The organism is Mycobacterium hippophais, assembly GCF_027529605.1.
GTDB lineage: Bacteria > Actinomycetota > Actinomycetes > Mycobacteriales > Mycobacteriaceae > Mycobacterium > Mycobacterium arseniciresistens.
Genome location: NZ_JAPZPY010000015.1, coordinates 114,796 through 134,313 on the forward strand (window position 1 = coordinate 114,796; position 19,518 = coordinate 134,313).

Below are 19,518 nucleotides of genomic sequence, written 5' to 3' on the forward strand. Positions count from 1 at the left end.
TCCCCAACGTAGCGCAAGGCGTCCCGGTGGGGAAGGGGGCGCGGCCAGCCGCAGGCGCGATACCGATGAGGCGTTTGCCGAGCGGGAAGTCGCCGTCGGCTGGCAGTATCCCGGGATGGGGGAACGAGTGGTCGGCCGGGAGCCGGAGCTCGGTGTGGTCCGGACGTTCCTGGCCGAGGCCTCGGAGGGGCCGTCGCTGCTCGCCCTCATCGGCGAACCGGGTATCGGGAAGACCACGCTGTGGCAGGTCTGCGCCGCCCGCGCCACCGAGGTCGGCTTCCGCGTCCTGAGCACCCGCGCGCAGTCGACAGGATCCGTTGCCGCCTATTCGGGTCTCGCCGATCTGCTGGGGGTGCTGGACGAATCGGCGTTCGACGAGCTGCCCCGTCCGCAGCGGCTCGCGATCGACCGTGTGCTGTCCCCGTCCGCCGACGGCGATCCGGCCGCCGGTCAGCGCGCGTTGTTCCCAGCGGTCCGCGGGGTGCTCGACCGGCTCGCGCAGATGTCACCCGTCCTCGTCGCCATCGACGATCTGCAGTGGCTCGATCCGCCCAGCCGGCTGGTCATCTCGTCGGTGGCACGGCGGTGCACCGGGCGGATCGGGTTCGTGGCCACCGTGCGCGCCGACGTCAAGGGTGAGCATGCGCTGGCCGAGCTCGAGCTGCACGATCCCGCGCGGATGCAGCGGCTCGACGTCCGGCCGCTCAGCCTCGGTGCGCTGCGTCAGGTGCTGGCCGGCCGGCTCACCCGCTCCCTGGCCAGGGGCGAGATGGTGCGAATTCACCGGGAGTCCGGCGGAAATCCCTTCTACGCTGTGGAACTCGCCCGTGCGGCGGACGGCGGCGCGGCTGAGCTGCCCGCCACGCTCGCCGATCTCGTGCGGGCCCGCATCGCCGGCTTCACCGACGCGACGAAGTGGGTGCTGCTCGCCGCGTCCTGCCTGCCTGCTCCCACCATGGCGGAGCTGGCCTCCGTGACCGAGTCGGAGCTGCAGGAGGTCGTCGCGCTGCTGGAGGACGCCGAACACGCCGGGGTGATCGAGATCTCGGGCCAGCACCTGCGGTTCACCCATCCGCTGCTGGCTCGCGGCGCGTACGCCGAGGCCGCCCCGGACATGCGGCAGCTGATGCACCGGCGGCTCGCCAACGTGCTCGACGACACCGAGCTCGGCGCCCGGCACCTCGCACTGTCGGTGGAGGGCGCCGACGAGCACGTCCTGCACGCGCTGGACGCCGCCGCCGAGTCCGCCCGCCTGCGGGGCGCACCGGCCACCGCGGCGGAACTCCTCGAGCTCGCCCGCGGGCGTGGCGGGGACACGCCGGAACGCACCATCGCCGCGGCCGCGCACCATTTCGAGGCGGGCGGCGCGGCACGGGCGCGAACACTGCTGCAGCAGACCGTCGATCGGCTCACACCCGGTCCGCTGCGAGCCGAGGCGCTGCACCTGCTCGGGCTGGTCCGGTTGTACGACAACAGTTCTGCCAATGCGGCCGCGCTGCTGTGCGAGGCCGTGGAACAACCCGGCGCAGTGCCCGACCGGCAGGTGCCGATGCTGGTGATGTTGGCCTTCGTCGAGTACAACGCCGGCGATGCGGGCACTGCGCTGCGCCGGGCGGAGCAGGCGGTGGAGCTGGCCGAGCAGCTGCCGCGCGAGGATCTCCTCGTCCAGGCCACGACGATGCGGGCGATGATGCGTTTCCTGGTCGGCGACGGCGTCGACGAGGTGGCGCTGAACCGCGCGCTGCAGGTCGACGATCCCGCCGACGTGCCACTTGCGGTCCGCCCGCGAACCCTTCACGCGATGGTCAAGCTGTGGTCGCACCAGGTGGACGAGGCCGCTGCGATGCTCACGTCCATCGCGCAGCGGTGCGTCGAACGCGGCGAGGAGAGCGAACTCATCCTGATCGGCTTCAACCTCGTGCTGGCGCACACCTGGCGAGGAGACATGGATGCGGCCGAGCGGGCGGCCGAGGCGACGATGGAGCGTGCGCTCGCGCTCGGTGGGGACCTACCGATGTTCATCGCGCTGACCGTCCGTGCGCTGGTGGACGCCCAGCTCGGGCGGGTCGAGGCCTGCCGCCGCAACGGTGAACAGGCGTTGGTGATCGGCCGGCGGTGCGACTCCGGCCGGCTGAGCGCCTGGGCGGCCACCGCGCTGGGATCTCTGGAGCTGTCTCTGGGCAATCATGAAGCCGCACTTCGACATCTGGATCCGCTGGTGGCCGAGTGGCGACTGCTGCCCGCGGCCACCGAGATCGTCACCGCGCCGTTCCTGCCCGACGCTGTAGAGGCGATGATCGTCGTCGGCCGGCTGGACGAGGCCGACCGGATCGTGGAGGTGCTCGAGCACAACGGCGAGCGACTCGACCGGCCCTGGACGCGCGGGGTCGCCGCCCGGTGCCGCAGCCTGCTGCACGCCGCACGCGGTGACCTCGAGGCGGCCGCCGTGGCCGCGGACCGCGCGCTGCGCGAACACAGACGGGCGGCGATGCCGTTCGAACTGGCCCGCACCCAGTTGCTCGCCGGCCACCTGCGGCACCGGCTGCGGCAGCGCGAGGCCGCCGCCGATCTGCTGCAGTCGGCGATGCGCACCTTCGAGCGGATGGGTCTGCGGTTCTGGGCCGAACGAGCCCGGTGGGAGGTGACGCAGCTGGCTCCGCGGCAGCGCCCGGGCCTGACTGCGCCGGAACTGCGAGCCGCCGAGCTCGCCGCCGCGGGCCGCACCAACAAGGAGATCGCGGCGGAGCTCTACGTCAGCACCAAGACCGTCGAACTGCACCTGTCCCGGGTGTACCGGAAACTGGGCATCCGCTCCCGGGCGGGGCTGTGGCGGGCCCTGCACGATGCCGATTAGCCGGCGAGCTCCACCAGCACCGGGGCGTGGTCGCTGGCGCCCTTGCCCTTTCGTTCCTCGCGGACGATCTCGGCGTGGGTCACGCGCTCGGCGAACGCCGGTGAGCCCAGGACGAAGTCGATGCGCATGCCGCGCCGTTTCTGGAACGCCAACCGGGTGTAGTCCCAGTAGGTGAAGACGCCGGGGCCGGGTGTGAACGGCCGCGCAACGTCGGCGAACCCGGTGTCGACGATCGCGTCGAAGGCCGCCCGCTCCGGCGGGGTGACGTGCGTGCTGTCGCGATAGGCCTCGACACTCCACACGTCGTCGTCGGTGGGTGCGATGTTCCAGTCGCCGACCAGTGCGATCTGTGCCCGCGGATCGTCGGTGAGCCAGCTGTTCGACGTCTTGCGCAGTGCGGCAAGCCATTCGAGCTTGTATCGATAGTGCGGTGAGTCGACGAAGCGTCCGTTGGGAATGTAGAGGCTCCAGACCCGCACACCGCCGCACGTCGCGCCAAGCGCCCGCGCCTCCGCGGCGGCCTCCATCTCAGGCTTGTCGCTCCACGTCGGCTGGCCCTCGAACCCGACGGTGACGTCGTCGATGCCGACCCGCGACGCGATCGCCACCCCGTTCCACTGGCTGAAGCCGCAGTGCACCACCTCGTAGCCCAGGGCGGCGAAGGGCATCGTGGGGAACTGCTCGTCGTTGCACTTGGTCTCCTGCATCGCCAGCACGTCGACGTCGGCGCGCGACAACCAGTCGGTCACGCGGTCGACGCGGGCGCGGATGGAGTTGACGTTCCAGGTGGCCAGCCGCATGGGTGACAGCCTACGAGCGCGTCGTCGTCACAGCGCACGTGCGTCGACGTAGCGCTGCCGGTGCTGGGTGACGAAGCCCATCGACTCGTAGAGGGCGGCGGCGCCGGCGTTGTCGACGACGACCTGGACGTAGGCGCGCGTCGCACCCCGGGCCGCACCCCAGTCGAGCAGCGCGCCGCACAGCGTTCGGGCGTGGCCGCGGCGACGCCGGTCGTCGGCCACCCGCACCGCCGACATGCCGAGCCAGCGGGTGCCGTCGGGCGCGGGGGTGACGGCGGCACGCCCGACGGCGGCGTCGCCGAGACGGCCGAACGTCACCTCGCCGTCGAGCACCGCGGTCAACACGTCGACGGGCACGTCGCGCTGATAGATGTGCAGCCACCGATCGTCCGGATGCGGTGACAGGTCAATCGCCGCGGGGTGCCCGCCGGCCTGGAGCGCGCGCGTCATCACGAGCGACTCGATGTGGGTGGGCGCCGACGCAGGCAGCCGCACCAGCCGGTCGGGCACCGAGAGCCACGGGGTCAGTCCGCGGTCGGTGTACCACTCTACGATGCCGGGCAGCGCGCGCAGGTCGGCGCCGGCCAGCAGCGGCAGCGCGGAGTTGCCGCGGTGCGTGTGGCCGCCCGCCTCGCGCAACAGCCACCCGTCGAGCCACTCCTGACGGCGCCCCGGCCAGGCGCCGGCGGCGGCGTGTTCGAGGTTGCGGATGTCGGCGGTGCGCACGGGTGCATCGGCGAGCGCCTTGACCGCCACCACGTCGGCGGCGGCGACGTCCACCTCGTCTCCCCGTTTCGTGCGCACGCGCAGGGTCGGACCGACCGCGACCAGATGACCGACCACATCGGTCAGCGGCGGCGAGGAGCCCTGCGGCAGCCGGTAGCGCAGGCTGACCCTGGTGCCCGTGGGCGGCAGTTCCGGCACGGACTGCTCAGTGACCGAATGGGTCGGGGTCCTCGCCGGGCAGCCAGCTCAGGCCGTCGACACCCCAGCCGTTGGACTTGACCGCCCGTTTGGCCGCACGGGCATGCCGGCCGACGAGCCGGTCGAGATAGAGGTACCCGTCGAGATGCCCGGTCTCGTGCTGCAGCATCCGGGCGAACAGGCCGGTGCCTTCGAGAGTGATCGGGGTGCCGTCGGCGTCGAGTCCGGTGACGCGGGCCCATTCCGCGCGGCCGGTGGGGAATTGCTCGCCGGGCACCGACAGGCAGCCCTCTTCGTCGTCGTCGGGATCGGGCATCGTCTCGGGCACCTCGGAGGTCTCGAGCACCGGGTTGACGACGACGCCGCGGCGACGGGTGGTGCGGCCGCGGGCGTCGGCGCAGTCGTAGACGAAGACCCGCTTCGAGACGCCGATCTGGTTGGCGGCCAGGCCCACTCCGTACGCCGCGTCCATCGTCTCGTACAGGTCGGTGACCAGATCCGCCAGATCCGCGGGCAATGAACCGTCGGGACCGACGGGCACGGGAGTGGTCGCGGTGCGCAGGACGGGGTCTCCTACTATCCGGATGGGTACGACGGCCATGCGGGAGAGCTTAAGTCGGCGGCCTATGTCCGCACGACGCACCAGCCGACTCGCCCGCATTGATGACGTCGCAACCCAGCAACCCGTGATTGAATGAGCGCGAACTACAGGGATGTCATTCTTTTCAGGTCGGAAAGGTCCGAGGAGCAATATGGACGGCGCTATCGCGCGTACTGAGCCTTCCGGCGATGACTCTGATCTCCCCGAAGGACTCTCCCGGCGCGAGCACGACATCCTGGCGTTCGAACGCCAGTGGTGGAAGTACGCCGGCAGCAAGGAAGACGCGATCCGGGAGCTGTTCTCCATGTCGGCGACCCGCTACTACCAGGTGCTCAACGCGCTGGTGGACCGGCCGGAGGCGCTCGCCGCGGATCCGATGCTGGTCAAGCGCCTTCGCAGGCTGCGCGCGAGCAGGCAGAAGGCCCGCGCGGCGCGCAGGCTCGGCTTCGAAGTCACCTGAGCGGTCGGTCGGCGCAGGCGCACTCGTTAGAGTGGGCGCGATGAACCAGCGAGAGAGTTCCGGGCTGCCGCTGCGGGCCATGGTCATGGTGCTGCTGTTCCTCGGTGTGGTCTTCCTGCTGGTCGGTTTCCAGGCGATGGGCTCGGGTGACGACTCCGGCGACGACGACGCGCCCGTGGCGTCCGCCGTTTCCACCACCTCCGCGGCCCCGGCGTCGTCGGAGGCTCCGGCCGCGCGCCCCGAGGTCCGCGTCTACAACATCTCCGACGTGGCCGGCGCCGCGGAAGGAGTGGCCACCCAGTTGCGCGAGGCCGATTGGAACGTCGCCGACACCGACAACCTCACGCTCGACGGCGTCACCGCCACCACGGTGTACTTCGGCGAGGCGCCGGGCGAACGCGAAGCCGCCGACGAAGTGGGCAAGCTCCTCGAGGCGCCGGTCGAGCCGCGCACGCCCGCGCTCGCCGACCAACCACCAGGCGTGATCGTGGCGGTCACCGGTTAGGCTCGTGGCCATGCGCAAGTCCGCCACCGTCGCCACCCTGTTCGCCGTTCCCGCCCTGGCTTTGAGCGCCTGCAGCCCCCCGGAGCAGGCGTCCAGCACTCCCGGCACCACGCCCTCGGTGTGGACCGGCTCCCCGTCGCCGTCGGCCGCGCCGGGCGAGGAGCACGGCGAGGGCCACAGCGAGGGTCAGGGCGCCGGTGGCGAGAAAATGACCGCCGAACTGCGGAGCCCGGACGGCACCACGGTGGCCACCGCCGACATCGACTTCACCGGCGGCTATGCGACGGTCACCGTGCGCACCACCGCATCCGGACAGCTGACGCCGGGTTTCCACGGCATCCACATCCACTCTGTCGGCAAGTGCGAGGCCGACTCGGTGGCCCCCACCGGCGGCGCGCCGGGGAACTTCAACTCCGCGGGCGGGCACTTCCAGGTGCCCGGCCACACCACGCACCCGGCGAGCGGTGACCTGAGCTCGCTGCAGGTGCGGGAGGACGGTTCGGCGATGCTCGTCACCACCACCGACGCGTTCACCGCCGAGCAGCTGCAGGCCGGCCAGAAGACGGCGATCGTCATCCACGAGAAGGCCGACAACTTCGCGAACATCCCGCCGGAGAAGTATCAGCAGGTCAATGGCACACCCGGACCCGACCAGCAGACGCTGGCGACCGGTGACGCCGGCGGCCGGGTGGCCTGCGGTGTCATCGCTCCCGCGCAGTAGCCGGATCGACTTCGCCGGGTCCTACCGCCCGACGCTCGGTGTCGAATGGGAGTTCGCACTCGTCGACGCGGTCACCCGCGACCTGAGCAACGAGGCCGCCGCGGTGATCGCCGAGATCGGCGAGAACCCGAAGGTGCACAAGGAGCTGCTGCGCAACACCGTCGAAATCGTCACGGGCGTCTGCAATTCCGTGCCGGAGGCGATGGACGACCTGCGGGGCAGCCTGGTCACGGCGCAGCAGGTGGTGCGCGACCGCGGGATGAACCTGTTCAGCGCGGGCACCCACCCGTTCGCGAAGTGGTCGGCGGCCCAGCTCACCGATGCGCCGCGGTACGCCGAGCTGATCAAGCGCACGCAGTGGTGGGGCCGTCAGATGGTGATCTGGGGGGTGCACGTCCACGTCGGGGTGTCCTCGGCGCACAAGGTGATGCCGATCATCTCGTCGCTGCTCAACCAGTTCCCGCACCTGCTGGCGCTGTCTGCGTCGTCGCCGTTCTGGGACGGTGAGGACACCGGCTACGCGAGCAACCGGGCGATGATGTTCCAGCAGCTGCCGACGGCGGGGCTGCCGTTCCAGTTCCGGCAGTGGTCGGAGTTCGAGGGCTTCGTCCACGACCAGAAGAAGACCGGGATCATCGACCACATCAACGAGGTCCGCTGGGACATCCGGCCCTCGCCCCATCTGGGCACGGTCGAGGTGCGGGTGTGCGACGGGGTGTCGAATCTGCGGGAGCTGAGCGCGCTGGTGGCGCTCACCCACTGCCTGATCGTCGACCTCGACCGCAGGCTCGACGCCGGCGAGGAGCTCCCGATGATGCCGCCGTGGCACGTGCAGGAGAACAAGTGGCGCGCCGCGCGGTACGGCCTGGACGCCATCATCATCCTCGACGCCGACAGCAACGAGCGGCTGGTCACCGAGGATCTCGACAACCTGGTGGACCGGCTGCAACCGGTGGCGAAGTCCCTGGGCTGCGTCGACGAGTTGGCCTCGGTCAGTGAGATCCACCGGTTGGGCGCGTCCTACCAGCGGCAGCGCCGGGTGGCCGAGGAGAGCGACGGCGACCTGCGTGCGGTCGTCGACGCCATCGTCGGCGAGCTCGAACTATAGGTTGGACCCATGAGCGTCACGCCGATGTTCCCGCTCGAAGTGGCGATGCTGCCCGGCGAGGAGTTGCCGCTGCGGATCTTCGAGCCGCGGTACGCCGCGCTGGTCCGGGACTGCCTGGCCGCCGACGACCCGGTGTTCGGGGTGGTGCTGATCGAGGCCGGGCGCGAAGTGGGCGGCGGGGACCGGCGCAGCCGGGTCGGTGTGCTGGCCCGGATCGCCGAGTGCGCTGCGACCGGTGAGGGCCGCTACCGGATGAATTGCCCGCTGGGTGAACGAATCCGGGTCACCGAGTGGCTCGACGACGATCCGTATCCGCGGGCCGACGTCGAACCGTGGCCCGACGAGCCCGACGCCGGCGTCGATCCGGCCCGGCTCGCCGACGTGGAGAACCGGATCATCGCGCTCTTCGAGCGGATCGCGGCCGCCCGCGGCGGAGAAATCCGCGACCGCGACGGGCTGCTCGCCCGCGCCGAACCCGACGTGCCGAAGCGCTTGTACGCGTTGGCCAACCGCCTGCCGATGGGTCCTGCCGACCGGTACGCGGTGCTGGCCGCGCCCGGCCCGGCGGCGCGGCTGGATGCCTTGAGCGAAGCCGTGGACACGGTGACCGCCCGGGTCGAGTTCCAGCTCTCGGAGTAGTCCCTAGGCGGTCGCCGCGGTGGGCCCCGACGACGCCGCGGAACTGAGCTTCGCGTCGACGAACACGGTGTTGGGAAAGGCGTCCTCGGCGTCGTCGGGAGTGCACCGGTCGTAGCGGTCCATCAGCCGGCGGGCGTCGATCGAGGTGACCTCCCAGCCCTGCGCGGTCAGCCACTGCGCGACGTCGGTGCGCTCCTCGACGAACGCCTCGACCGCGATGCGGCTGCTCGGCACGGCCATCTCGACGATCTGTGCGAACAACCGGTCCTGGCCCTCGGCCGGGAGGTGGGGCAGCAGCCCCTCGGCCGACCACGCTGCCGGCTGGGTGGCGTCGAATCCCGCGTCGCGCAACGCCTTCGGCCAGTCGTGCCGGAGATCGACGGGCACCGGGACATACCGCGCATTCGGTTCGGCGCCGTGGGCGCGCAACACGTCCAACTTGAACTCGAGTACCTGGGGCTGGTCGATCTCGTAGACCACGCTGCCGCTCACCCACGGCATCCGCCAGGCGCGCGAGTCCAGGCCGGCGCCGAGGATCACCGACTGCTCGACACCGTGTGCTCCCGCGGCGATGAAGAACTCGTCGAACCACTTGGTACGCGACGCCGCGTACCCCGACACAGCGCGGATCCTCTCGGCCATCGCCCCCGTCGGTAGCTCCCAGCCGAGGGCGACCGCGGCGTCGATGAACACCTGGGCGAACGGATCGTCGAACAGCGGGCAGCCGGCCGAGGATTCACCGGCCCGGGCCATCGCCACCCCCAGCGCGGTGGGACCGACGCCTTCGGTGATGCTCCAGGTGTCAGAGTCCGTCCGTGCCATGCGGTCGGTGTTCCCCATCGGCCGCGAACTCATGCATCTCGTCCCTGGTCAACAGGTCGTCGCGGATGTTCTGCTCGCGGTAGGCCAGCTGGCCGACGCGGTTGGCCACCACGGGGGCGGTGATGATGGTGAACAGGCCGGTCAGGATCACCATGCCGACATCGACGTTGCCCCGCAGCCGGATCGCGGCGCCCGCCAGCACCAGCAGCAGCCCCAGCACCTGGGGCTTGGTCGCGGCGTGCATCCGCGACAGGGTGTCGGGAAACCGGACGACGCCGATCGCCGCGGTCAGCGCCAGCGTCGACCCGCCGAGCACCAGGACGGCGGCGACCACATCGGGAATGTCGGGACTGCTCACCGGGTCCTCCGCTTCTCGACATCGGGCACCCGGAACCTCGCCACGCTCACCGACCCGACGAAGCTGATGAGCGCCAGCGCGGTGAGGCTGTAGGTGACGGTGGTGTCGAGGCTGAACGCAGCCCACGTGCCGATCGCGCACATGGTGACGGCGACCAGGGTATCGAGCGCGACCAGCCGGTCCAGTGTGCTCGGGCCGGCCAGCAGCCGGAACATCACGATGGCCGCGGCGGCGCTGAGCATCACCGCGGCGACGATCCACACGTAAGTCATGCGCGATCCTCCTCCTCCACTGCGTCCACCGGATGGGCCGACGGCCGCCAGTCCGCATCGCGTTCGAACGCCGCGATGAGCAACCGCTGGAACTGGTCGACCTGGCGGTAGAACCGGGCGAGGGCCCGGTCGGAGCCCACGTCGATGACGTGCACGTAGATCATCCGCCGGGCCTGGTCGATCTCGAGCACGATGTTGCCCGGGGTCAGGTTCATGATGTTGACGGCCAGCGCCAGCACGAGGTCGGACTTGAGTGCGAGGTGCGCGCGCAGCACGGCCGTCAGCGGCGGCGGACCCGGCTTGACCGCCAGCCACGCCACCTGCACCGAGGACAGCACCAGGTAGTAGGCGACGGTCGCGATCAGGCGGAGCACCGAGAGCAGATGGATCCGGCCCTCGACGGGCACCGGCGGCAGCGGCAGCAGCACCGTGATCACCAGCGCCACGGCCAGCCCGCTGAGGACGTTGGCCGCGGAGAAGGTGCCCCACAGGAAGATCCACACCAGCATCAGCCAGCACAGCACCCACGCCCGCAGGGCGATCCGCCGCATCGGCCACCGGCTCCGCACGCTGTCGCCGGTCACGGCCGCTCCCCGACGACGGCGGTGATGTACTGCTCGCGGTCGAGCACCTGCTCAGCGGCGCGCACGCTGTAGGCGAAGATCGGTCCCGCCGCCACCGTCAGCATCAGGCCGACCGCGATCAGCGCGCCCGTGGGCAGCAGCATGCCGATCGGCATCCGGCCGACGTGTGCCCGGTCGGCGTACTCGACGTCCTCGTCCTCGACGAGCAGCGCCGCCGGGACGGCCGCGGACAGATGGCCTTCCGGAGCGTCGACCCGGGCTCGCCAGAACGCCTTGGTCCACACCCGGGCCACCACGTACAGCGTCAGCAGGCTGGTGAGCACGCCGCCGCCGACCAGGAACCAGGCCAGCACGGAACCGTTGGCCGCGCCGGCCTCCATCAGCGCCACCTTGCCGATGAAACCCGAGAACGGCGGAATGCCACCGAGATTGAGCGCGGGCACCACCCAGACGAAGGCCAGAAGCGGGCTGGCGGCCGCGAGTCCGCCGAGCCGCTGCATGGTCGACGCGCCTGCCTGCCGTTCGATCAGCCCGACCACCAGGAACAGGGTGGTCTGCACCAGGATGTGGTGCGCCACGTAGTAGATGGCGCCGGACATGCCGAGTTCGTTCGACAGCGCGATGCCGAACACCATGTAACCGATGTGGCTGACCAGGGTGAAGGACAGCAGCCGCTTGATGTCGCTCTGCGCGATGGCGCCGAGGATGCCGATCACCATCGTCATGAGTGCGGCCACCAGCAGCACCGCGTCCAGGCCGCCGCCGGGGAAGAGCAGGGAGTGCGCCCGGATGATCGCGTACACACCGACTTTGGTGAGCAGTCCGGCGAACACGGCGGTGACGGGCGCCGGTGCGGTGGGGTAGGAGTCGGGCAGCCAGGTCGACAGCGGGAACACCGCGGCCTTGATGCCGAACGCGACGAGCAGGACCGCGAACAGCGCGGTGCGGGTGCCCGGCGCGACCTCGTCGAGGCGCACGCCCAGCTCGGCCATGTTCAGTGTGCCGGTGGCGGCGTAGACCAGTGCGATGCCGATGAGGAAGATCAGCGACGAGACCATCGACACCATCACGTAGGCGATGCCTGCGCGGACGCGTTCGGCGCTGGACCCGATGGTCAGCAGTACGAAGCTCGCGGACAGCAGCACCTCGAAACCGACGAACAGGTTGAACAGGTCACCGGCCAGGAAGGCGGTGCACACGCCGGCCGACAGCACGAGATAGGTGGGCAGGAAGATCGACACCGGCTGGCGGTCGTCGCCGTCGCGGATGCCCTGCCCGATGGCGTAGAAGACCACCGCCAGCAGCACGATCGACGACACCACCAGCATCAGCGCCGAGAGCCGGTCCACCACCAGGGTGATGCCGAGCGGCCCCATGCCCGGCACGCTCTGGCCCCAGCCGCCGACCTGCAGCGCGAGCGTGCCGTCCCGGTCCGTCAGGTAGAGAAGCACAGCGCACACCGCCACCACGGCGATCAGCGCGACGAGGGTGATGGCGCGCTGCAACCGGGGGGTGCGGCCGGCGAACAGCGTCAGTGCCGCGGCCAGTGTCGGGATCAGCACCGGCAGCGGGGTCAGCACGGTCGAGAGGGTCATCGCGAACCCTCCTGCCCGGGCAGGGCGTCGAGCTCGTCGGGCAGGTCGGTGTCCTTGCCGGTGTCCGGTTCCGGTGGCCGGTCCTCGTCGACGGGGGTGGCGTCCATGGCGGACAGCCGGGACACCCGGGTGTCCTCTGGGTCGTTGCCCACCTCTTCTGCGGTGGTCAACCGGAACGACCGGTAGGTCAGCGCCAGCACGAACGCGGCGATGCCCATGCTGATGACGATCGCGGTGAGGATCATGCCCTGGGCCAGGGGATCGGCCGTGGTGGTCTCGCCGTTGCTGGTGCGGCCGCGCACCGGCGGATTGCCCGACGGCCCACCCACCATCAGGATCAGCAGATTCACCGCATTGCCGATCAGCAACAGGCCCAGCAACATCCGGGTCAGGCTGCGCTCCAGCAGTAGGTAGACACCCGCGCTGGTGAGGGCCCCGACGAGGATGAGCGGGATCAGGTAGGTGGTCATCGGGTCGCCGTTCCGGTCTCGACGGCGGGCCGGCCACCGGTTCGCGGTTCTGCCATCTCCGTGTCGACCCGCGCACCCAGGCTGCGCAGCACGTCGAGCACCAGGCCGACGACGATGAGGTACACGCCGAGGTCGAAGAACAGCGCCGTGACGAACTTGACGGTGCCGAGCACCGGGACGTCGAACTCGACGACTGCCGAGGACAGCACCGGTGCGCCGAGCAGCAGCGAGGCCGCGGCGGTGCCCGCGGACAGTCCGAGCCCGACGCCGAGGATCTTCCCGGCGTCCAGCGGCAGCGTCTCGCCGAGTTCGTAGCGGCCGCCGGCCAGGTAGCGCAGCACCAGCGCCAGCCCCGCGGTCAGCCCGCCCGCGAAGCCGCCGCCGGGAGTGTTGTGGCCGGCGAAGAAGAAGTACGCCGACAGCACCATGATGAGCGGGAAGATGACCCTGGTCGCCACCTCGAGCACCAGCGAGCGGTGCCGCGGGTCGCGGAGTTCACTGCCGCGCAGCCACGTCACCTCACCGGCCGCGGGCGAGTTGGCGTAGGTGCCGACGGGGCCGATGTCGGGCTGGCCGGCGTCGGACACCCGGGGTGCGGCGCCGAACCTCCGGTGCCGGAACACCAGCGACGCCACCCCGGTCGCGGCGACCAGCAGCACCGAGACTTCGCCCATCGTGTCCCATGCTCGGATGTCGACCAGCAGCACGTTGACCGTGTTGGCGCCGTGTCCGCGGTAGTACGCGGCGTCGGGCAGCAGTTCGGCGATGCCCGCGCCGCTGCGGGCCGCCATCGCGAAGACGGCGAGCGAGGTGACCGTCGCGCCGACGGCCAGTGACAGCACGGCCCGCGGCAGCCGGAGACGGCCGATGTCGGCCTGGTCGGCCTCGGCGGGCAGCGAGCGGAGCACCAACACGAAGATCACCAGGACCAGCGTCTCGACCAGGAACTGGGTGAGGGCGAGGTCGGGAGCGCCGTGGAAGGCGAAGATCGCGCCGCAGCCGTAACCGGTCACCCCGATCAGCAGCACCGCGGCCAGCCGGTTGCGCATCACCACCGCGCCCAGCGCCGCGGCGATCATCAGCAGTCCGACCACCACCTGCACCGGGGAATCCCACAGCCGGAACTCCGGCCGGTCGCGCGCACCGAACGCCAGCACCGCCGCAGGCAGCACCACGAGCGTCGACAGGATCACCGCCTGCGTGGCGGGTATCGATCCGCGCTGCGTCACCGCGGTCAGCCGCACCGAGAACACGTCGAGTCCGCGGATGAAGGAGTCGTACACGTGGTCGGCGTTGCCCAGCGGCAGGTACGGGGTGCGGGCCCGCCGCAGCCGGTGGCGGCCGAAGAAGGCCGCGGTGCCCGCCGCGATGACCAGAACCGACAGCAGCAGAGGCAGATTCAGCCCGTGCCAGAGTGCGAGCTCGTAGTGCTGGCCGCCGGGCACCGTGGCGGCGTAGTCGTCGAGCACCGCGTCCAACGGTGCGGGCCACAGCCCGAACAGCAACCCCGCCGCCGCCAGGATCGCCGGCGGGACCAGGAAGGTCGCAGGCAGCCGGTGTATCTCGGCGACGCGGACGCTGGGTTGCGACAGGCCCTTGCGCGCGAACGCCCCCCACAGGAATCGCAGGCTGTAGATGGTGGTGAACACCGAGCCGAACACGATGCCCGCCAGCACGACCGGCGCCGCGACGCCGAGTGACGCGCTGTGCGAGACGGTTTCGAAGTCGGCCTCCTTGGCGATGAAGCCGAGGAACGGTGGCAGCGCCGCCATGCTCGCCGTGGCCCCGACGGCGATGACCAACAGTGGCCGGCTGGCCTGGCCGAGCCATGCGAGCCGCCGGATGTCGCGGGTGCCGGTGGCGTGGTCGATGGCGCCGACCACCATGAACAGCGCGGCCTTGAACATCGCGTGCGCGACGAGCATGGCCAGCCCGGCCAGCATCATGTCGCGCCCACCGGCGCCGACCATCACGGTGATCAGGCCGAGCTGGCTGACCGTGCCGAAGGCGAGGATCAGCTTGAGGTCGTACTCGCGCACCGCCCGCCAGCCGGCGAGCAGCATCGTCGCCAGGCCGAGTGTCACCACCATCGGCCGCCAGACCGGTGAGTCGGCGAAGCCCGGCGTCAACCGAGCCACCAGGTACACGCCGGCCTTCACCATCGCCGCCGCGTGCAGGTAGGCGCTCACCGGGGTGGGCGCCGCCATGGCGCCCGGCAGCCAGAAGTGCAGCGGGACGATCGCCGACTTCGACAGCGCGCCAACGAGAATCAGGGCGACGCCGACGCCTGCCGCCACTCCGGTCGGTGGGGCGGCGACGAGTTCGGAGAGCCGGTAGGTGCCCGCGAGGTTGCCCAGCACGACGATGCCCGCCAGCATCGCCAGCCCGCCGAGAGTGGTCACCAGCAGTGCCTGCGTGGCGGCCCGCCTGCTGGTGGCACGTTCGGCGTAGTGCCCGACCAGCAGGAACGACAGCACGGTGGTGATCTCCCAGAACACGTAGAGCACCAGCATGTTGTCGCTCGTCACCAGACCGAACATCGCGCCGGCGAAAGCCACCATCTCGGCGGCGAAGCTCGGCAGTCGCTTCTCGGTGTGACCGTCGTGGTGGTGGAAGTATTCGGCGCAGTAGAGCAGCACGAGTGCGCCGATGCCGAGCACCAGCACGCTCATGATCGCCGCGAGGGTGTCGAATCGCAGGGTGATGTTCATCGACAGTTCGGGCAGCCAGACCAGGTCGACGGTCTTGACGTCGCCGGGCGACGGCCAGTTCGTCGCCACCCACACCAGCGATGTGAGGGGGACCAGCGCCAGCGGGTAGAACGCGAGCCTGCCGAATCGTGCCACGAGGACGGGTGCGATGGCGGTCGCTGCCGCGTGGGCGATCAGAATGGCAAGCAAGGCACTCCGTGGTCTCGTCGGGTCGGCGGTGAGCCGACTGGCGAAGATCAGATCGTGGGTGTCAGCCGCTCGGATGCACGCTCGGCGCGAAACGCATCGGTGGTGGGAACAGCCCGTCCTCACTCATTCTACGGATGCCCGGTGAGCTGCTCGCACCCCTACGGAACGGCCCGCTCCGCATTTCGCTCGGCGAGCGCGGCGATCCGGCCGAGCATTCTGCGCACGACGACGCCATGACCGCCGGTGCCGATGACGATCGCCCGGTACACCGTCCCGGCGGCGCCGGGGAACGCCGCGAAGGTCTGCGCGGCCACGCGGGTGCGGCCCGGCCCGTCGTCGGTGAGTTCGAACACGAGCCGGTACACCGCGAACGGGTGGCGACCGTGCATGGCGAACCGGTCGGGCGGCGTGGCCGATTCGAGATGGAAGCCGGGCGGCACGCTCGACGGGTCGCGGCGGTCGCGACACATCACGGACAGCACGGCCGTCCAGCAGGTGGCACGGTGGGCGGCGATCGATATGGCATGCTCATCGATATAGGGCAATCGTTCCATATAGAAGGACCATACTAGATCGTGGCACCTCCGCGGAAGCATGAGACCGACGCCATACTCGACGCGACGCGCGCGCTGATCCTCACTGAGGGCCCGCGTGCGGCCAGCGTGGCCGCGATCGCCAAGTTCAGCGGCGCCCCGACCGGCACGCTGTATCACCGCTTCGGCAACCGCAACGGGGTGGTGACGGCCGCCTGGCTGCGGGCGCTCGAGCGGTTCCAGGGCCGGGTGCTGGCGGCGGCGGCCGACGATCCGGTGGACGAGGCGGTGGCCATGGCCGTGGCGGCCGTCGAGTTCGCCGGCGACCTGCCGGACGATGCCCGCCTGCTGCTGGCGTTGCGCCCCGGCGATCTGGTCGACGGCGATCCGGATCCCTCGCTGCAGGAGACGCTCGCGGCGATGAACGCCCCGCTGATCTCCCGGTTGCACGACGTCACCCGGCGGCTCTACGGCGACCCCGGCGACGAGGGCGCCGGCCGTCATCTCGACGCGGTCACCCGGGCGGTCGTCGATCTGCCCTACGCCGTCGTCCGGCGCCACGCCCGCGACGACCGCCCGCCCTCGTGGCTGGCCGACGACCTGGCAGTGGCGGTGCGGGCGCTGTTAGCGGCGCATCGTCCCGCAGGCGGATCCTGACCTGGCCGACAGGGTGTGGCTGGCGACTCCGATCCCCCAGCCCATGATCGGCCATACCGGCCAGAAGTACCATCCGCCGCCGCCGAGGCCGACCGCGAGCCAGATGCCCAGCATCAGCAGTGAACCCGCGACATACGCGGCGAGGTGCATGGCGATGCCGCGGCGGACCGCCCTGGCCTGGGCCTCGCGGCGCCGCGGATCGTTGCGGCGGAGGTGGGCGACGGGCAGGTCGGCGGTCAGCAGGCGGAGCTCCTCACGGGTGCCCGCGGCGAACGCCGACTGCACCCGGCGCTCGTAGTCCGCCATGTCGAGGTAGCCCTGCGAGAGGGCGAGCCCGAGGTCGGTGGCCGTCTTCTCCCGCTCGCGGTCGCCGGCGCGGGTGGTGGTGTCCGGGGCGGTCATGACTGCGCTCCCATCAAACTTGTCAGCGGCTAGTTCGGATGGATCCGAGTCTGCTCCCGAAAACTAGGCACTGTCAAGATGTAAGTGGCGTCAGCGGTTCTCGGAGAACGCGCGCAACGACTCCACCTGCACCGGGTCCAGCGACGGCCGCACCGTCGCTCGGGCGGCGGCCACATCGGCGGCGGTGACGTCGGCGGCGTCGATCGAGCGTCGCATCGCGGTCAGCGCCGCCTCGCGCAGCAGCGCCACACAGTCGGCCGCGCTGTAGCCGTCGAGGTCGTCGGCCAGCGCATCGAGGTCGACGTCCTCGGCCAGCGGGACCGACTTGCCCGAGGTGCGCAGGATCTCGCGCCTGGCCTCGGCGTCGGGCGGTTCGACGAACACCAGCCGCTCCAGCCGGCCGGGTCGCAGCAGCGCCGGGTCGATGAGGTCGGGCCGGTTGGTGGCGCCGAGCACGACGACGTCGCGCATCGGTTCGATGCCGTCGAGTTCGGTGAGCAGCGCGGCCACCACCCGGTCGGTGACACCGGAGTCGAAGCTCTGCCCGCGCCGGGGCGCCAGCGCGTCGATCTCGTCGAGGAACACCAGCGACGGCGCGGAGTCTCGAGCCCGCCGGAAGAGCTCGCGCACCGCCTTCTCCGAGGCGCCCACCCATTTGTCCATCAACTCGGCGCCCTTGACGGCGTGCACCGAGAGCCGGCCCGAGCTCGCCAGCGCGCGCACCACGAACGTCTTCCCGCACCCGGGCGGACCGTAGAGCAGCACCCCGCGCGGCGGTTCGACCCCGAGCCGGGCGAAGGTGTCCGGATGCTGCAGCGGCCACAGCACCGCCTCGGTGAGCGCCTGCTTGGTCGCGACCATGTCGCCGACGTCCTCGAGGGTCACCGACCCCACCAACACCTCTTCGGTGGACGACCGCGACAGCGGGCGGATCACACTGAGCGCTCCGGTCAGGTCCTCCTGCACGAGTGCGGGCGCGGTGCCTTCGGTGCTCGCCCGCGCGGCCGCCCGCAGTGCCGCCTCGCGGACCAGGGCGCACAGATCGGCGACGACGAAACCCGGTGTCCGATCCGCGATCTCGTCGAGCTGCAGCTCACCGGCAGGCACGTCGCGCAGCAGCACCTCCAGCAGCGCTTTGCGGGTCGCCCCGTCGGGCAGGCTCACACCGAGTTCACGGTCGCACAGGTCGGGCCCGCGCAGCCGAGGGTCGACCCCGTCGGGCATCGCCGTCGTCGCGACGAACGCGACACCGGAAGTCGCTACGGCCGAACGCAGTTCGGTCAGGATCAGGGTGGCGACCGGTTCCGCGGTCGAGGGCAGCAGCGCGTCGATGTCGGTGATCAGCAGGACGCCGCCGCCGTCGCGGACCGTCTCCACGGCGGCGGAGACGCTGCGCAGCCGGTCCTCGGCGTGTAGCGCGCCCACCTCGGGGCCGTCGAGTTCGACCAGCCTGCGGTCGGCGCACACCACCCGCACCATCGTCGACTTGCCGACACCGGCCGGACCCGACACCAGCACACCGAGATTGGCGGCGGCGCCGAGGGTCTGCAGGAGTTCGGGCTCGTCGAGCGAGAGCTTGAGCCATTCGGTCAGCCGGCTCACCTGGCTGTGCACACCCTTGAGATCGTCCGCGCTGACAGACGGCCGCTGCGACGGCGTGGTGACGGTGGCCTGGCCGACACTGCTGTTCACGCCTGCGCCTCTGCGGTCCGACACCGACACGGTGCCGTCACCCCAGCTGACCACCGAATTGGGTTGCACGCTCACGGGTCCGGCCGGATCGACACCGGTGACGGTGAGCAGTTCCGAGGTCCAGGTGATGCCGACCGACGAGGCCAGCGCCGAGGTGGCCGCCGAGGTCGAGGTGCCCGGTCCCAGGTCGCGCGGCAGCAGCGACACCGTGTCGCCCACCGTCATCACCTTGCCGAGCAGCGCCTGGCGCAGGGTGGCCGACGAGATCGACTGGGTGGCCAGCCTGGAGCCCGACACCGTCACCGACCGTGCGCCGTACACCGTCACCGGTGCGACGATCACGGTGCTGGTCTCCCGCAGGCCGGCGTTGGACAACGTGACGTCGTCGAGCAGGGCGGTGCCGGTCGGCGTGCCGGGCGGGGCCACCCCGACCACCGCCGCGGTGGTCCTGGCACCCGTGAGGGCGACGGCGTCCCACTCGCGCAGGCCAAGGGCGGCAATGGCTTCGGGATGCAACCGGACCACACCGCGGCGGTTGTCCAGCGCCGAGGTGTTCAGCCGGGCGGTGAGTCTCAGATGGGTGAGCGCGTAATCGTCGTCGGCGACGTCGATCTCGGTCAT

General features: G+C 70.8%; 20 protein-coding genes. 7 read left to right on the plus strand and 13 right to left on the minus strand.

Annotation, left to right across the window (positions count from 1 at the left end; all coding sequences use genetic code 11):
• Window positions 1–115: 115 nt before the first annotated feature.
• Window positions 116–2,854 carry an AAA family ATPase gene (locus O6P37_RS25250; RefSeq protein WP_269896653.1) on the plus strand — a complete coding sequence of 913 codons (2,739 nt, stop codon included), beginning with the start codon at window positions 116–118 and terminating at the stop codon, window positions 2,852–2,854.
• Here the strand turns inward: O6P37_RS25250 and O6P37_RS25255 are convergent.
• From O6P37_RS25255 to O6P37_RS25265, 3 genes are read right to left on the minus strand one after another with little or no spacing between them, the layout of a single operon-like run.
• Window positions 2,851–3,654, minus strand: a complete 804-nt coding sequence (locus O6P37_RS25255) for an exodeoxyribonuclease III (RefSeq protein WP_269896654.1) — start codon at window positions 3,652–3,654, stop codon at window positions 2,851–2,853. The genes O6P37_RS25250 and O6P37_RS25255 overlap by 4 nt on opposite strands.
• A gap of 27 nt (window positions 3,655–3,681) precedes the next feature.
• Window positions 3,682–4,578, minus strand: coding sequence for an N-acetylglutamate synthase, CG3035 family (locus O6P37_RS25260; RefSeq protein ID WP_269896655.1), 897 nt, complete (start codon window positions 4,576–4,578; stop codon window positions 3,682–3,684).
• A 7-nt stretch (window positions 4,579–4,585) separates the two neighbouring features.
• Complete coding sequence (locus tag O6P37_RS25265) at window positions 4,586–5,179, minus strand: peptide deformylase (RefSeq protein ID WP_269896656.1); 594 nt, start codon at window positions 5,177–5,179, stop codon at window positions 4,586–4,588.
• A 151-nt stretch (window positions 5,180–5,330) separates the two neighbouring features.
• On the opposite strand from O6P37_RS25265, the gene O6P37_RS25270 reads away from it, so the two are divergent.
• Genes O6P37_RS25270 through O6P37_RS25290 form a run of 5 tightly spaced genes read left to right on the plus strand, consistent with a single transcriptional unit; the run spans window position 5,331 to window position 8,612 of the window.
• Window positions 5,331–5,639: a DUF3263 domain-containing protein gene (locus tag O6P37_RS25270; protein ID WP_264015178.1), complete on the plus strand. Its 309-nt coding sequence runs from the start codon at window positions 5,331–5,333 to the stop codon at window positions 5,637–5,639.
• A gap of 40 nt (window positions 5,640–5,679) precedes the next feature.
• Window positions 5,680–6,144 (plus strand): LytR C-terminal domain-containing protein, encoded by a 465-nt coding sequence (locus tag O6P37_RS25275; RefSeq protein ID WP_269896657.1) that lies wholly within the window; start codon window positions 5,680–5,682, stop codon window positions 6,142–6,144.
• Between the two features lie 10 nt (window positions 6,145–6,154).
• On the plus strand, window positions 6,155–6,865 hold the full coding sequence (gene sodC, locus O6P37_RS25280; protein ID WP_269896658.1) for a superoxide dismutase[Cu-Zn]: 711 nt from the start codon (window positions 6,155–6,157) through the stop codon (window positions 6,863–6,865).
• On the plus strand, window positions 6,843–7,973 hold the full coding sequence (locus O6P37_RS25285) for a glutamate--cysteine ligase (RefSeq protein ID WP_269896659.1): 1,131 nt from the start codon (window positions 6,843–6,845) through the stop codon (window positions 7,971–7,973). The genes sodC and O6P37_RS25285 overlap by 23 nt, the downstream gene beginning before the upstream one ends.
• Window positions 7,974–7,982: 9 nt before the next feature.
• Window positions 7,983–8,612, plus strand: coding sequence for an LON peptidase substrate-binding domain-containing protein (locus O6P37_RS25290; RefSeq protein WP_269896660.1), 630 nt, complete (start codon window positions 7,983–7,985; stop codon window positions 8,610–8,612).
• Window positions 8,613–8,615: 3 nt separating this feature from the next.
• Here the strand turns inward: O6P37_RS25290 and O6P37_RS25295 are convergent, their stop codons facing one another.
• The 8 genes from O6P37_RS25295 to O6P37_RS25330 all read right to left on the minus strand — a co-directional run bounded on the left by O6P37_RS25295 (window position 8,616) and on the right by O6P37_RS25330 (window position 16,167).
• Window positions 8,616–9,434, minus strand: a complete 819-nt coding sequence (locus O6P37_RS25295) for an SAM-dependent methyltransferase (protein WP_269896661.1) — start codon at window positions 9,432–9,434, stop codon at window positions 8,616–8,618.
• On the minus strand, window positions 9,415–9,792 hold the full coding sequence (mnhG, locus tag O6P37_RS25300; protein ID WP_269896662.1) for a monovalent cation/H(+) antiporter subunit G: 378 nt from the start codon (window positions 9,790–9,792) through the stop codon (window positions 9,415–9,417). The genes O6P37_RS25295 and mnhG overlap by 20 nt, the downstream gene beginning before the upstream one ends.
• Complete coding sequence (locus O6P37_RS25305; protein WP_264015185.1) at window positions 9,789–10,064, minus strand: monovalent cation/H+ antiporter complex subunit F; 276 nt, start codon at window positions 10,062–10,064, stop codon at window positions 9,789–9,791. Before O6P37_RS25305 ends, mnhG begins: the two co-directional genes overlap by 4 nt.
• The gene (locus tag O6P37_RS25310; RefSeq protein ID WP_269896663.1) at window positions 10,061–10,648 is read right to left on the minus strand and encodes a Na+/H+ antiporter subunit E; all 588 of its coding nucleotides are present in this window, start codon (window positions 10,646–10,648) and stop codon (window positions 10,061–10,063) included. The genes O6P37_RS25305 and O6P37_RS25310 overlap by 4 nt, the downstream gene beginning before the upstream one ends.
• Window positions 10,645–12,243 carry a Na+/H+ antiporter subunit D gene (locus O6P37_RS25315; protein ID WP_269896664.1) on the minus strand — a complete coding sequence of 533 codons (1,599 nt, stop codon included), beginning with the start codon at window positions 12,241–12,243 and terminating at the stop codon, window positions 10,645–10,647. Before O6P37_RS25315 ends, O6P37_RS25310 begins: the two co-directional genes overlap by 4 nt.
• Window positions 12,240–12,713, minus strand: a complete 474-nt coding sequence (locus O6P37_RS25320; protein WP_269896665.1) for a Na(+)/H(+) antiporter subunit C — start codon at window positions 12,711–12,713, stop codon at window positions 12,240–12,242. The genes O6P37_RS25315 and O6P37_RS25320 overlap by 4 nt, the downstream gene beginning before the upstream one ends.
• Entirely contained in the window at window positions 12,710–15,613 is a 2,904-nt protein-coding gene (locus tag O6P37_RS25325; RefSeq protein ID WP_269896666.1) for a Na+/H+ antiporter subunit A, read from the minus strand. Before O6P37_RS25325 ends, O6P37_RS25320 begins: the two co-directional genes overlap by 4 nt.
• 158 nt (window positions 15,614–15,771) lie before the next feature.
• Window positions 15,772–16,167, minus strand: a complete 396-nt coding sequence (locus tag O6P37_RS25330; protein ID WP_269896667.1) for a hypothetical protein — start codon at window positions 16,165–16,167, stop codon at window positions 15,772–15,774.
• Window positions 16,168–16,188: 21 nt separating this feature from the next.
• Between O6P37_RS25330 and O6P37_RS25335 the strand changes: the two genes are divergently transcribed.
• Window positions 16,189–16,803, plus strand: a complete 615-nt coding sequence (locus tag O6P37_RS25335) for a TetR/AcrR family transcriptional regulator (protein ID WP_269896668.1) — start codon at window positions 16,189–16,191, stop codon at window positions 16,801–16,803.
• Here the strand turns inward: O6P37_RS25335 and O6P37_RS25340 are convergent.
• Together O6P37_RS25340 and O6P37_RS25345 are read right to left on the minus strand one after the other, a co-directional pair.
• Window positions 16,771–17,205 (minus strand): DUF1707 domain-containing protein, encoded by a 435-nt coding sequence (locus O6P37_RS25340; protein ID WP_269896669.1) that lies wholly within the window; start codon window positions 17,203–17,205, stop codon window positions 16,771–16,773. The two genes, O6P37_RS25335 and O6P37_RS25340, sit on opposite strands and share 33 nt — an antisense overlap.
• A gap of 90 nt (window positions 17,206–17,295) precedes the next feature.
• A complete protein-coding gene (locus O6P37_RS25345) occupies window positions 17,296–19,518 on the minus strand; it encodes an AAA family ATPase (protein ID WP_269896670.1) in 2,223 nt (740 codons plus the stop codon).